Origin of the sequence: Nonomuraea rubra, assembly GCF_014207985.1 — a bacterium.
Classification (GTDB): domain Bacteria; phylum Actinomycetota; class Actinomycetes; order Streptosporangiales; family Streptosporangiaceae; genus Nonomuraea; species Nonomuraea rubra.
Genome location: NZ_JACHMI010000001.1, coordinates 12,200,088 through 12,214,363 on the forward strand (window position 1 = coordinate 12,200,088; position 14,276 = coordinate 12,214,363).

The following is a 14,276-nucleotide window of genomic DNA, read 5'->3' on the forward strand; positions in this document are numbered from 1 at the left end:
ATACTGGACGGCATCCCGGGCCCGGAGGCGCGGGACATCAACGGGAGGGGGCGCGCCGGATGAAGGCGGAGGAACGCTGGCAGGCCAGGTTCCGGGCGTCGCGCATGACGCTGCCGTCCTGGGCGCGCCAGGCCCCGAACCGCGCCGTCTACCGCTCCAACGGCACGGGCAAGTGGGAGGTCTACGCGTGGGACCGCGTGACCGGCGCCACCCGCCAGGTCACCGACCAGCCCAAGGGCACCGCGTACGCCGCGATCGACCCCACCGGCCAGTGGATCTACTGGTTCGCCGACACCGACGGCGACGAGTACGGCGGGTGGTGGCGCCAGCCGTTCACCGGCGGCCCCGACGAGCCGATCGCCCCCGGCCTGCCGCCGGGCCAGCCCGGCGGCATCGCGCTGTCCACGACCGGCGTCGCGGCGATCAGCCTGGCCGGCGAGGGCACGTTCCGCATCCACCTGGTACGCCCCGGCCAGCCGGCCGAGACGCTGTACGAGCACACCGAGGCCGCCTGGGTGGCCGCCATGTCGCTCGACGGCTCCCTCATCGCCATCAACCACGGCGAGTACGGCGACTTCCGGCACCCGGCGCTGCGCGTCGTACGCGAGAACGGCCACGTCGTCGGCGAGCTGCACGACGGCCCCGCCAAGGGCGTGGTCGGCCTCAGCTTCGCCCCGATCGTCGGCGACCGCCGCCTGCTGGCCCTGCACGAGCGCCGCCGGCGCCAGGAGCCCCTGGTCTGGGACCCGGTGACGGGCGAGCAGCGCGAGATCTGGCTGCGCGACGCGGGCGACCTGGACGCCGAGTGGTACGACGACGGCCGCGGCCTGCTCATCCTGCGCGACGACCGCGCCCGCAGCTACCTGCACCGCTACGACCTCCGCGGCGGCGGCCTGACCCCCATCGAGACGCCGCACGGCGTGATCGACGAGGCCACGCCGCGGCCCGGCGGCCACGTCGAGTACTCCTGGTCCAGCGCCTCGCGCCCGCCGGTCGTCCGGTCGAGCAACGGCCAGGTCGTGGTCAACCCCATCGGCCCGCCTGCGCCCCCGAGCGTCCCGGTGGAGGACATCGACGTGGAGGGCGAGGGCGGCCGCATCCACGCGCTGGTCTCCAAGCCCGAGTTCGGCGCGGCCCCCTACCCGACGGTCTTCCTGCTGCACGGCGGCCCGACGGCGCACGACCGCGACGCGTTCTCCCCGACGGTGGCGGCCTGGGTGGACGCCGGGTTCGCGGTGGTCCGGGCCAACTACCGGGGCTCGACCGGCTACGGCTCGGCCTGGCGCGACGCGCTGCACGGCGACGTGGGGCACATCGAGCTGGCCGACGTGGCGGCCGTGCGGCAGTGGGTGGTGGACCACGGCATCGCCGACCCCGGCAAGACCGTGCTGGCCGGCACGGCGTGGGGCGGCTACCTGACGCTGCTCGGCCTCGGCACCCAGCCCGACCTGTGGGCGTGCGGCATCGCCGCGGTGCCGATCGCCTGCCACCAGACCTCGTACGAGGACGAGGCGGAGAGCCTGCGCGCCTACCATCGCGCGCTGCTCGGCGGCTCGCCCGAGGAGCAGCCCGAGCGGTACGCGGCCAGCTCCCCGATCACCTACGTCGACCAGGTCAAGAGCCCGCTGCTGATCCTCGCGGGCGAGAACGACACGCGCTGCCCGCTGCGCCAGATCGAGAAGTACGTCACCAAGCTCGAAGAGCACGGCCGCCACCACGAGGTCTACACCTACGACGCCATCCGGGGCTCCCTCGTGGTCTCCGAGCGGATCGCGCAGACGGCGCTGCAGCTCGACTTCGCCCGCAAGCACGTGGGTGCGCCGTGACACTTGTCACGCTCTGAAACCGTTCCTGACTACGGCCCTTGACGCTCGGCCAGCGCGCCTGTCATCATCTCGCCACCCGTAGTCAGCCCGAAAGGCGCACCTTGACCAGCAGCTCAGCGGGCGCGCAGCACCACGATCGCCAGGTCGTCGGCGCTCGGCTCGGAGGCGAACTCCGCGGCGCCCCTGCGGATGCGCTCGGCCACGGCCCTGGCCGACAACCCGGCGCACTCGGCCAGCAGCTTGGCCAGCCCGCCGTCGTCGTCGAGCAGCCGCCCGCCGGAGCGCCGCTCGGTCACCCCGTCGGTCACGGCCAGCAGCACGTCGCCGTGGTCGAGATGCACGGTGTCGGCCTCGAAGACGACCTCGTGGAAGACCCCCAGCAACGACTGCGGCGTGGTCACCGCCTCGACCTTGCCGCTCGGCTTGAGCCGCAGCGCCTCGGGGTGCCCGGCGGAGACGAGCCGCACCTCCAGCCCGTCGGGCACGGGCGTGATGTCGCCGTGCAGCAGCGTGAGGAACCTCGCCCGCTCGCCCTCCTCCAGGATCGCCTGGTTGAGCCGGCCGAGCACGGCCGCCACGCCGTAGCCCTCGCGAGCCAGCAGGCGCAGCGTGTGGCGGGCCAGGCCGGTCACGGCGGCGGCCTCGGGGCCGGTGCCGCAGACGTCGCCGATGGCGAAGCGCCAGGAGTCGTCGCCCGCCTTGAACAGGTCGTAGAAGTCGCCGCCGACCTCGTTGGCCTCGCCGGCGGGCTCGTAGATGACGCCGTAGTCGAGACCGGGCACCTCGGGCTCGTTCGGCGGGAGCAGGCTGCGCTGCAGGGCGCGGTTGGCGGCGGCCTGCTGCGCGTAGAGCCTGGCGTTGTCCGTGGCCAGCGCGGCGCGCCTGCCGATGTCCTCGGCGAACTGGATGACCTCGTCGGGGAAGCGGTCGGGCCGGCCCAGGCACATCATGCCGAGGCCGCGGCCGCGCGCCGTCAGCGGCACGGCGAGCACCTGCGACTCGGGCAGGTGGATCATGGAGGTCACGCGCGTGTCGGCGGCGTCGACGTCCATGTCCGCGAGCTGCTCGCGCAGGCCGTCGATCCTGGCCTCGTCGGCGTGCCAGAGGTAGACCAGCCGCAGCGGCCCGGAGTTGTCGGAGGTGTAGACGGCGCACCAGCTCGACAGCCGCGGCACCACCACCTGGGCGATGATCGCCGGCACCATGTCGGGGTCGAGCGTGCCCGCCAGCAGGTCACTCGCGTCGGCCAGGAACCCCAGCCAGTGCGGCCCGCGGCTGCTCTCCTCCAGCCATTCGGCTGCCACCCGGTCAGCGGAGCCAGGTAGCGTGAGCCTTGCCCAATGGACACGGGAATCGCCCGCAAAGGTGACTCCCCACTCCTCGACGTTGACGGAAGGAGCCTTCGGATCGCTCTGGGAGAGGTTTCGCTGGCGCAACTCCACCTGGACTGCGTCCCCGAAATGCTTCCAAATCACCTCAAACGGCTCGTCAGCGACCTGCTCGGCCAGATCCGCGGCGACCTGTTCTGCAGTATGGAGCACGCCGCCGGTGGCCCACGCGGTCATCACCTCGCGCGTGAACCTCATCGCAGCCGTCACAGCGGTCTCGCCGGGCGCGAACGTCGCAGCGAGCACCGCATGGGGAGAAGCAGTCATCCCAACGTGCCTACCACACTTCCCGCTGACTTGGGGTAAATCCAAGGACAGGACTACGAGCTACTCATCGTGACAGACTTGAATCACTCGCCGTGCGGCAGCGACGAGTGAAGGAGGCCCCATGACCACGGCCAAGGCCGCACTAAGCCCAGAGGAGAGGACTTACACCGAGTCGGATCTCGTGCCCATCCTGGAGACTCTCTTCTCTTGGCGTGACGGCGACTTCCGGCGTCGGGTTCCTCATGCGCCTCCTGGCATCCTCAGCGAGGTGCGGTTGCTGCTGAACGAGGTGGCCGATCGCCGCGAGCACCTCGCCAACGAGCTGACCCGCGTGCGTAAAGAAGTCGTCAAGGAAGGCCGCTTCGGCGAGCGGCTGACACCCGGGCCGGGGGTCGGCGCGTGGGCGGAGAGCGTCGAGTCGGTCAACATGCTGATCGACGCCCTGGTGAGCCCGGTGAGCGGCGCGGCCGACGTCATCGACGCGGTGGCCAAGGGCGACCTGTCACGGCGCATCGACCTCGACCGCTCGGCGCGGGGCGAGGTACGCCGCCTCGGCAAGGCCATCAACGGCATGGTGGACCAGCTCGCCCTGTTCAACTCCGAGGTCACGAGGGTCGCGCGCGAGGCGGGCACCGAGGGGCGGCTGGGCGGCAGCGCCAACCTGCGCGGCATGTCGGGAAGCTGGCGCGACCTCACCGAGGCCGTGAACACGATGTCGTCCCGCGTGGCGGCGCAGGTCCGCGACATCGCCGTGGTGACCACGGCGGTGGCCAAGGGCGACCTGAGCCGCAAGGTGACGGTCGACGCCGTGGGCGAGATGTTCGAGCTGAAGAACACCGTCAACACGATGGTCGACCAGCTCTCCGGGTTCGCCGAGGAGGTGACCAGGGTCGCCCGCGAGGTCGGCACCGAGGGCCAGCTCGGCGGCCAGGCGCAGGTGACCGGCGTGTCGGGGGTCTGGAAGGACCTCACCGACAACGTCAACTTCATGGCCAACAACCTCACCTCGCAGGTACGAAGTATCGCGACCGTGGCGACGGCGGTGGCCCAGGGCAATTTGTCAAAGAAGATCACCGTTGACGCGCAAGGCGAGATCCTTCAGCTGAAGGACACCCTCAACACGATGGTCGACCAGCTCTCGTCCTTCGCCGACGAGGTCACCCGCGTGGCCCGCGAGGTGGGCACCGAGGGCAAGCTGGGCGGCCGGGCCGAGGTCAAGGGCGTGTCCGGGGTCTGGAAGGACCTGACTGACAACGTCAACTCCATGGCACGCAACCTGACGTACCAGGTGCGCAACATCGCCCAGGTCACCACGGCGGTGGCCAACGGCGACCTCACCCGCAAGATCGACGTGGACGCACAGGGCGAGATCCTGGAGCTCAAGTCCACCATGAACACGATGGTCGAGCAGCTCTCGTCGTTCGCCTCCGAGGTCACCCGAGTCGCCCGCGAGGTGGGCACCGAGGGGCAGCTCGGCGGCCAGGCGCAGGTGCGCGGCGTGTCGGGCGTCTGGAAGGACCTCACCGACAACGTCAACTCGATGGCCAACAACCTCACCTCGCAGGTGCGCCAGATCGCGGCCGTGTCGTCCGCGGTGGCGCAGGGCAACCTGTCGAAGAAGATCACCGTTGACGCCCAGGGCGAGATGCTGCAGCTCAAGGACACCCTCAACACGATGGTGGACCAGCTCTCGTCCTTCGCCGACGAGGTCACCCGCGTGGCCCGTGAAGTGGGCACGGAGGGGCAGCTCGGCGGCCAGGCCAGGGTGAAGGGCGTGTCGGGCGTCTGGAAGGACCTCACCGACAACGTCAACTCGATGGCCAACAACCTGACGTACCAGGTGCGCAACATCGCCGAGGTGACCACCGCGGTCGCCAACGGCGACCTCACCCGCAAGATCGACGTGAACGCGCAGGGCGAGATCCTCGCCCTCAAGACGACCGTCAACCGGATGGTGGACCAGCTCTCGTCGTTCGCCTCCGAGGTCACCCGCGTGGCCCGCGAGGTGGGCACCGAGGGGCAGCTCGGCGGCCAGGCCCGGGTCGAGGGCGTCGAGGGCACCTGGAAGCGGCTCACCGAGAGCGTCAACGAGCTGGCCGGCAGCCTCACCACGCAGATCCGCGCCATCGCGACCGTGACCAGCGCCGTGGCGCGCGGCGACCTGACCCGGTCCATCGCCATCGACGCCCAGGGCGAGCTGGCGGAGCTGAAGGACAACATCAACTCGATGGTGGGCAGCCTGCGCGAGACCACGCAGGCCAACCAGGAGCAGGACTGGCTGAAGTCCAACCTGGCCCGCATCTCCCGGCTCATGCAGGGCCACCGCGACCTGCTGGAAGTGGCCAAGCTCACGATGAGCGAGCTGACGCCGCTGGTGTCGGCCCGCTACGGCGCCTTCTACAGCATCGAGCCCGAGCACGAGCGCAATCTCATCCTCATCGGCGGCTACGGCGTACGCCCCGACCGGGGGCCGCGCCAGCGCTTCGAGTTCGGCGAGGGCATCGTCGGGCAGGCGGCCAGCGAGGGCCGGCACATCGTGCTGGACGACGTGCCGCCGCAGTTCATCACCATCGACAGCGGGCTCAGCCGGTCCACGCCCGCGCAGATCGTGGTGCTGCCGATCCTGTTCGAGAACCGCGTGCTCGGCGTGCTGGAGCTGGCCTCCTTCACCCCGTTCGGCGAGGTGCACCTCGACTTCCTGACGCAGCTCGTCGAGACCATCGGCGTCACGATGAACACGATCATCGCCAACTCCCGCACGGAAGACCTGCTCACCGAGTCCCAGCGGCTCACCCGCGAGCTGCAGGAGCGCTCCGACGAGCTGCAGCGCCAGCAGGAGGAGCTGCGCAGGTCCAACGCCGAGCTGGAGGACAAGGCGGCGCTGCTGGCCAAGCAGAACCGCGCGATCGAGATCCAGAACTTCCAGATCGAGCAGGCCCGCCGCACGCTGGAGGAGCGCGCGGAGCAGCTCGCGGTCTCCTCGCGCTACAAGTCCGAGTTCCTCGCGAACATGTCGCACGAGCTGCGCACGCCGCTCAACAGCCTGCTGGTGCTGGCCAAGCTGCTGACCGAGAACGCCGAGGGCAACCTGACCTCGCAGCAGGTCGAGTTCGCCCGCACGATCCACAGCGCGGGCTCGGCGCTGCTGCAGCTCATCAACGACATGCTCGACCTGTCCAAGGTCGAGGCTGGCCGGATGGACATCCATCCGATCCAGGTGTCGCTGCCGAAGATGGTGGACCTGCTGGAGGCCGCGTTCGCGCCGCTGGCGCAGGACAAGGGGCTGTCGTTCACCGCGGACGTCGAGCCGGAGGTGCCGCACGAGCTGCGCGCCGACGAGCAGCGCCTGCAGCAGGTGCTGCGCAACCTGCTGTCCAACGCGGTGAAGTTCACCCCTCGCGGAGAGGTCAAGCTGCGCGTCTCGATGGCTCCTCCGGGGGTCGACTTCGACGACGACAGCCTGCACGACTCCACCGACCTGCTGGCGTTCCAGGTGATCGACACCGGCATCGGCATCGCGCCCGACAAGCGCGAGGTCATCTTCGAGGCGTTCAGGCAGGCCGACGGCACGACGAGCAGGAAGTACGGCGGCACGGGCCTGGGCCTGGCGATCTGCCGCGACATCGCCCGGCTGCTCGGCGGCGAGATCCACGTGGACAGCGAGCTGGGCAAGGGCAGCACGTTCACGCTCTACCTGCCGGCCTCGTACACCGGCCCGCTGGCCGCGACCGACGCGGGCACCGCGCGCAGGCAGCTCATGACGCCGCCGAGCGAGGAGCCGTCGACCGCGCCCGAGCCGCCGCTGCCGCTCGACCTGCCGCTGCCCGAGCTGGTCGAGCCGCCGGTGGAGACGCCCAGCCAGTGGCAGGGCGACGACCCGCTGAGCGGCGCCAAGATCCTCATCGTGGACGACGACATCCGCAACGTCTTCGCGCTGACCAGCGTGCTGGAGCGGCACGGCTCCACCGTGGTCTACGCTGAGAACGGACGGGAGGGCATCGAGCAGCTCGAACGCAACGAGGATGTCGCGCTCGTGCTGATGGACATCATGATGCCGGAAATGGACGGATGGGCCACGACGTCGGCCATCCGCCGGATGCCCCAGTTCGCCGATCTGCCGATCATCGCGCTGACCGCCAAGGTCATGCGGGGCGATCGGGAGAAGTCCATCGCCTCGGGCGCGTCCGACTACGTGCCCAAGCCGGTCGACGTGGATCGCCTGCTCGAACGGCTGCGCGGCTGGCTCAGCCGCGGCAGGGGCTCCGCGTCCGACTCGTCAGCCTCGTCGCCCGAAGGGTCGTGATCGATGCCGGATCGTGCCAAGATCCTCCTCGTCGATGACCGCGAGGAGAACCTGATCGCCCTCGAAGCCATCCTCAGCTCGCTCGACCTGGTGCCCGTGCGTGCCAGGTCGGGTGAGGAGGCGCTCAAGGCGCTGCTCAACACCGAGTTCGCGCTCATCCTGCTGGACGTGCGGATGCCCGGCATGGACGGCTTCGAGACCGCCGCGCACATCAAGCGGCGGGAGCGTACCCGTAACATCCCGATCATCTTCCTGACCGTGGTGGACAGCGCTCCCGACTACGCCTTCCGCGGCTACGCGGCGGGCGCGGTGGACTACCTGACCAAGCCGTTCGACCCGTGGGTGCTGCGGGCGAAGGTGTCGGTGTTCACCGAGCTGTACAACATGAACAAGCGCCTGGCCGAACAGGCGTCGATGCTCCGCGACCGCCTCAGCGGTGAGCTGCCGCCGGGGGCGGGCGACCACGCGTCCGTGCTGCCCGAGCTGTCGCGGCGGCTGACGGCGGTGGAGGACGAGCTGGCCAGGGTCAGGGAGCTGGCCCGCAAGTCGCAGGACCCCGCTCTGGCCGTACCGCTGACCGATCTGACCGATCGCCTGAGTCATTTGCGCGCCGGGTTCGACGCGCTCTCCTGATCTCGCCGCACCACCCCCGGGACCCGTGTCCGCCCGGGGGTGATTCATGTGGCCGCCCGTAGGCTTCGGGGTCGTCAGCGGAGCGGGGTCGTGGCCGGCAGGGAGCCTGGCGAGTCCGCGCTCGCCGCGCTCAGGAGAGTCTTCATGGAGGCGGCCTGGCACGGGAGACGGGGATCTGGGGCCGGTGCCGCGGGTGGTGGCGGCCTGCCGGGTGTTCGAGCTCCTGGAGCCGTTGTTCGGAAGCTATGCGGTGCGCTGATGAGGGCGTACGTGGAACCGGTCAGTGGCGGGCGCGTTCCAAAGCGTCCCAGAAGCCGCGCCGCAGCGCGTGGCGTACCTCGTCGTGCAGCAGGAAGTCGATCGGCAGTGACGAGCCCTGCAGCAGCCGGGCCTCCAGGTCCGACGGCATGCGGGGCTTGCGGGCCAGCACCGCCTCCAGCCACAGCGCGGGCGCGTCGCGGGCCACCGACTCGCCGAAGTCGTGCCCCTCGCGGTGCGCGGCCTTGACGGCGTCGGCCAGCGTGGTGGCCCCCGCCGTGGCGGCGGCGGGCGGAGTGACGGGCGCGGGCTGCGGGCCGGTGTACGGGCCCAGCTGCGACGGCTGGTACGTGCCGCTCGACGGCGCGGAGAACTGGCCGGTGGTCGGGCTGGACTGCTGGGGCTGCGCCTGGATCGGCCCGGTGACGGGAGCGGAGGGCGGCGGCGACGACGGCTGCTCGGCCTGGTAGCCGGTGTACGACGGCAGCGACGGCGGCGTGGACGACTGCCCGCGCGACAGGCCGGAGGACTGGCCGTTGCCGGAGGACGAGGGCGCGGCGTGGCTGCCGCCGCTGGAGCTCTGCGGCAGCGAGGTGGGCAGCGAGCTCGGCATCGAGGCCGGCGGCAGGGACTGCGGCTGCGCCGGCGGCAGCGAGGGCGTGGAGTGCCCGTTGCTGATCGGCTGGTGGTGGCCGTTGGAGGACTCGGAGACGCCGCTGAGCAGGCTGACGTACGGCCGCAGGTGGGCCGCTCCCAGCTCCACCAGGTCGTCGCACTCCTGGCGCAGCGACCGCGAGACGGCCCAGCCGCCGTCGGCCGCGATGTGGATGACGCTCACCCTGATGCCGAGGTCCTGCGCGTCGCACACGACCTGGGCCAGGTCCTCGTCGCCGCTGACCACGACGGCGTCGCAGATGGCGTTGTTGCGGGCGAGCGTCATCAGGTCGCGGTGGACCTGGGCGTCGACGCCCTCGCGCCTGCCCGGCCGGATGCGGGACAGCCTGAGCTTGAGCCCGGGGATGTCGGCCAGCGCGTCGTGCTCCGGCGTGCGCCGGCCCTCGACCGTCGCCTCGTACCAGTAGCACCGCAGCAGCGGCAGCCCCGTGCGCTCGCGCGACAGGCTGGTCATCAGCTGCAGCAGCCCGGGATAGTCCCAGGAGACCGCCTCGCGATGACGCGTGCCGTGCACGGCCATGGCTCCATCAGCCAGCAGATAGCCAGCGTCCACGAACAGCGCGCAGCGATCCACTGACACCGCCCCTTTCCTGGTGGTCCGACCTTGCTGGCTCTGCACCGTCAGAGACCGGACTCGGCGGCCCTCTCTCAGGGTAATGAAAGCAGGTGATCGCGCGAGGGTTAATCCCGACGATTCGGCTCCGGCTCGCCGTAGCGCCTGACGTCTTAGCCGGACCGTACCAGTTTGTCCCATTCACGGTCACGATCGCGCCCGCACGCTCAGCGCGGCCACTCCGAACAGGACCACGTCCTTGTCCGTGACGATCGTCAGCCCGGGATCCACCCCGAGCTCAGCGCCGACCGTATCGACGTCCGTGCCGAACGTCATCCCCGCCACGCCGTTCGACGACCCGTCGAAGACGTTGGCCGGATCGCGGTCGCCGCCGCCCGGGGCGAGGGCGCCGGAGCCGAGCGAGACCTTGTCGCCCTTGAGATCGGCGTCGCCCTCCCAGGTGACCAGCTCGACCCGGGCGGGCGAGGCCGCCGGGCTCAGCCCGCCCAGCGGCATCCGCACCCGCCGCATCGGGCCGCCGACCACGGTGGCCGTGTCGAGCACCACGGCCTGGCTGTACGGCTCCGCCGGATCGGTGACGATCAGCACCAGGCTCCATCCGGCGTGCCGCGAGACGCCCGCCTTCATCGGGATGTCGGCCGCCCACCAGGTGCCGTTCCTGCGTACGTCGCCGACCAGCCGGCTCACGTCGGCGAACGCCTGGTAGACGGGGCCCAGCGGCAGCTCGCGCATCGTCACCTCGCCCGGCTGGACCGTGAGGTACTTGCGCCGCCCCGGCGGCCTGAGCTTGATCGGCCCGGCCTCGTCGTCGGCCGCCGACCAGTACAGGCCCGCCCAGACGACCTGGCTGCCCTTCGGCAGGGACAGCTCCGCCCCGCTGGACGAGGTGGTGTCGGGCCGCTCGTCCTGGTCGAGCGCGGTCATCGGCCACAGGTCGTTGTCACGCTGCGTGCCCTGCCTGCGCCTGGCCTCCGAGCAGCCCGCGCGCTCGGCCGGGCAGCTCAGCAGCGTGTTGCCGACCGCCCTGACCGCCACCTTCCCGTCGGTGGCGAACCTGGCGGGCGCGCCGGAGGTCCGTACGCCCTCCTCGGCCCTGGCCTGGAGCCGCAGCGAGCCGGCGGCGATGCGGACGGCGGGCCCCGCGCCCTGCGGCGCCTCGTCGGCCACCAGCACCCGCAGGAACACCGCCGTGCCCTGCCCCGCCTGCAGCGGCTCCCTGGCGCACCGGGCGCCGCCGCTGACCGGGCGGCAGGCCCAGCCGTCGACCGTGCCGACGGGGGCGAGCAGCGCTGCGCTGTGGCCGCGCCGCGCCGGGGGGACAAGGGTGACGCCGTCGGGCAGGTCCACCTGGGCCGCCAGCTCCTCGGTGGCGCTCTCGCCATAGTTGCGCAGGCGGATGCCGACGATGCCCGGCTGGGCGCGGACGAGGGAGCCGAGCGCGTCGATCGTGGCCCGCAGCCGCGCCTTGCCCGGCTTGTCCTTCTTGGCCGGAGGCGGCACCTGCGCGGGCCGCTGGGTCGGCAGCGGCACCGGCACGGGCACCGGGACCGGCGCGACCGACGCGGGCGGCTGCGCGACCGGCGTGATCGCGGGTGGCCGCACGACCGGCTTCTCGTCGGAGACCAGCAGCAGCGAGGCCAGCACGGCCGCCGTCACCGCCACCGTGCCGCCGGCCACCGCCACCTGCTGCTGCCTCGGCACCCGCCGCAGCCGGCGCAGCAGCCGCAGCGCGCCGCCCGCGCCCACGGCTCCCGGCCTGGCCAGCGCCGCGGCGTACCCGCCGAAGAGCGGGCCCGCGATCAGCGGCCCGACCATGACGCGCAGCCCGCGGTTGACGTCGGTCAGCTCCAGCAGCACCCCGTGGCACTCCTCGCACGCGCTGACGTGCTCGTCCACCGCCTTGGAGTCGCGCCTGGCCAGCCCGCCCCGCACGTACGCGCCCAGCTTGCCCAGCACGGGCCGGCAGTCGTGCTGCGGCGGCGAGCCCAGGTGCATCTGCAGGTACGCCTGCCGCAGCCCTTCCCTGGCCCGGTACGCCAGCGCGGCCACGCCATTGGCCGACAGGCCGAGCAGCGGCGCCACGTCGGCCGGCCTGGCCCGCTCGACCTCGGTGTGCCACAGCACGGCCCGCCAGCGCTCGGGCAGCGACAGGTACGCCCTGGCGATCAGCGACTTCTCCAGCCCGACCAGCGCGGGGTCGACGAAGGGCACGCCCGGGTCGTACAGCTCGATCTCGCCCGTGGTCACCTGGCGGCTCTCGACCCTGGAACGGTCGTAGACCGTGCGCCGCACCACCGTGAGCAGGTAGGTGCGGAAGCCGGAGTCGGGCCCGCCGCCCCTGCCCACCAGGTCGAGGATCTTCGTGAACGACTCCGCCACGACGTCCTCGACCTCGGCGCCCCTGACGAGCTGCCGGGCGAGCGCGCGCGCCGCCGCGACGTGGCGCTCGTAGAGCTCCCCGTACGCGGCGGCGTTGCCCTCTCGGACCGCTTGAAGCAGATCTGCATCGCTTTGCGGCGATTCGACACCCATAGTGACCTCACGATTACACGGGGTTGCCCCGCGCAATCATTCCGCATTCCCCGTCATGACTAAACCGCGCACGCGTCTTTACTCCCGGGGAGATCCGACGGAGGGGGACGGATGGAGGCGGACGTGCTGTCGCGCTGGCGTCACAGGAGCATGGCGGCGGGCTGGTCGCTGGCGGAGGACTGGTGGACGCCCGAGGTGGAGGTCGTGCTCAAGGCGGTGCGCGGCACCTGCGACCTGCCGCAGGCGTGCTGGGCGCTGGGCGCGGCCCGGGCCGGTGCCGGCGTCGGCGTCGCCGAGGGCATGAACGACCTCGCCGCCCTGTTCGCCGTCACCGGCGCGGGCGGGCCGCCGTTCGCCGCGCTGCGCTCGTTCGCGACCGGCTGGGCCGAGCACGGCTTCGCGCCGCTCGGGGAGCTGCACTGCGAGGACCCGCTGACGGGGCTGGTCACGGCGGCGTACCTGCGTACCAGGCTGGCGCAGCTCTACCGCGGCACGGCCAGGGGGACGTGCCTGGTGGCCGCCGAGCCGCCGGATCCCCCCGAGGACCTGGCAGAACGCCTCGCCGCCGCTCTCAACCTGGCCACCGCGCTGCGGCGGGCCTTCCCAGGGGACGAGACGCTGGCGCTGCTGGGGCCCGTGCGGGTGGGGGCCGTGACGCGGATGGACGGCGAGCTGAGCGGGAAGGTCGCGCGGCTGCGCGACTCCGAGATCCTGTACGGGCACAGACCCCGGGTGCGGGTACGGCCGTTGCCGAAGGCGTACGGGCAGGCGCTGGCGCTGATCAGGAGCATGGGCTCGTGACGGGGACCGGGGCCGCGACGGCGGCGGCCCTAAGCTTGGACGCATGACTGATCGCGACAACCTGCTGGCCGAGATCAAGAACAAGGCCATCGTCCACGGCAAGGTCACGCTCTCGTCGGGCAAGGAGGCGGACTTCTACCTCGACCTGCGCCGGATCACGCTCGACGGCGTCGCCGCGCCCCTCGTCGGCAGCGTGATGCTCGACCTCACGGCCGATCTCGACTACGAGGCGGTGGGCGGGCTCACGATGGGCGCCGACCCGGTCGCGGTCGCGATGTTGCACGCGGCGGCGGCCCGGGGGCGGGAGCTGGACGCGTTCGTGGTGCGGAAGGCGCAGAAGGCCCATGGGATGCAGCGGCGCATCGAAGGGCCCGAGGTGAAGGGGCGCCGGGTGCTCGCCGTGGAGGACACCTCCACCACCGGCGGCTCGCCGCTGACCGCCGTGGAGGCGTTGCGGGAGGCCGGGGCCGAGGTGGTGGCCGTGGCGACGATCGTCGACCGGGGTGCTCGGGAGCGGGTCGAGGGCGAGGGGCTGGAGTACCGGACGGCCTACACCCTGGAGGACCTTGGCCTCTGACCCGTGGTCACCTGCCGCGGACGGTGAAGGCCTCGCGGGCGCCGGCCGCGCCCTGGGCGCGGGGGACGCCGTTCTCCGTGACGCGGACCGTGCCCGCGTCGCTGAGGACGACGTCGAGCTCGGGCTCGAAGTAGCGGACCTCCTCGCCCCGGCTCATCTCCCGGTGCTGCAGCACGTCACCCCCCGGCACGCGGACCGTGACGAGGGGGCAGGTCTCGGCGACGCACTCGATGCGCACGGTGGGGACCTGCGCGGAGGAAGCCGGGCCGGTGGCCGTGCCGGTGGCGGGCGCGGTCGCGGACTCGCGGTCGGGAGGCGGCGCGTCCAAGAGGTCGAGGAGCGCGCGACCGCCGATGACCAGGAGCGTCACCACGGCTCCCACCGCCAGGACGGCGAGCGCTAATCGGGCGAGGCCCATCGGATCTGACCTGTGGCGTCCCAC

General features: G+C 71.8%; 9 protein-coding genes. 5 read left to right on the forward strand and 4 right to left on the reverse strand.

Going from position 1 to position 14,276, the window contains the following annotated elements; genetic code table 11:
- The first annotated feature begins 59 nt into the window (after positions 1-59).
- Positions 60-1,826, forward strand: a complete 1,767-nt coding sequence (locus HD593_RS56495; protein ID WP_185111042.1) for a S9 family peptidase — start codon at positions 60-62, stop codon at positions 1,824-1,826.
- 113 nt (positions 1,827-1,939) lie between these two features.
- Here HD593_RS56495 and HD593_RS56500 read toward each other — a convergent pair whose 3' ends face one another.
- Positions 1,940-3,130 carry a PP2C family protein-serine/threonine phosphatase gene (locus HD593_RS56500; RefSeq protein WP_185111043.1) on the reverse strand — a complete coding sequence of 397 codons (1,191 nt, stop codon included), beginning with the start codon at positions 3,128-3,130 and terminating at the stop codon, positions 1,940-1,942.
- Between the two features lie 472 nt (positions 3,131-3,602).
- Between HD593_RS56500 and HD593_RS56505 the strand changes: the two genes are divergently transcribed.
- The gene (locus HD593_RS56505; protein ID WP_185111045.1) at positions 3,603-7,784 is read left to right on the forward strand and encodes a HAMP domain-containing protein; all 4,182 of its coding nucleotides are present in this window, start codon (positions 3,603-3,605) and stop codon (positions 7,782-7,784) included.
- Between the two features lie 3 nt (positions 7,785-7,787).
- Positions 7,788-8,417, forward strand: coding sequence for a response regulator (locus HD593_RS56510; protein WP_185111047.1), 630 nt, complete (start codon positions 7,788-7,790; stop codon positions 8,415-8,417).
- Positions 8,418-8,697: 280 nt separating this feature from the next.
- On the opposite strand, the gene HD593_RS56515 is transcribed toward HD593_RS56510, so the two are convergent.
- Together HD593_RS56515 and HD593_RS56520 are read right to left on the reverse strand one after the other, a co-directional pair.
- A complete protein-coding gene (locus tag HD593_RS56515) occupies positions 8,698-9,924 on the reverse strand; it encodes an NYN domain-containing protein (RefSeq protein WP_185112715.1) in 1,227 nt (408 codons plus the stop codon).
- Positions 9,925-10,110: 186 nt separating this feature from the next.
- Positions 10,111-12,456 (reverse strand): sigma-70 family RNA polymerase sigma factor, encoded by a 2,346-nt coding sequence (locus HD593_RS56520; protein ID WP_185111049.1) that lies wholly within the window; start codon positions 12,454-12,456, stop codon positions 10,111-10,113.
- A 111-nt stretch (positions 12,457-12,567) separates the two neighbouring features.
- Between HD593_RS56520 and HD593_RS56525 the strand changes: the two genes are divergently transcribed.
- Both HD593_RS56525 and pyrE read left to right on the forward strand, forming a co-directional pair.
- The gene (locus HD593_RS56525; protein ID WP_185111050.1) at positions 12,568-13,257 is read left to right on the forward strand and encodes a hypothetical protein; all 690 of its coding nucleotides are present in this window, start codon (positions 12,568-12,570) and stop codon (positions 13,255-13,257) included.
- A gap of 43 nt (positions 13,258-13,300) precedes the next feature.
- Positions 13,301-13,834 carry an orotate phosphoribosyltransferase gene (gene pyrE / locus HD593_RS56530; protein WP_185111051.1) on the forward strand — a complete coding sequence of 178 codons (534 nt, stop codon included), beginning with the start codon at positions 13,301-13,303 and terminating at the stop codon, positions 13,832-13,834.
- 7 nt (positions 13,835-13,841) lie between these two features.
- On the opposite strand, the gene HD593_RS56535 is transcribed toward pyrE, so the two are convergent.
- On the reverse strand, positions 13,842-14,276 hold the full coding sequence (locus HD593_RS56535; protein ID WP_185111053.1) for a hypothetical protein: 435 nt from the start codon (positions 14,274-14,276) through the stop codon (positions 13,842-13,844).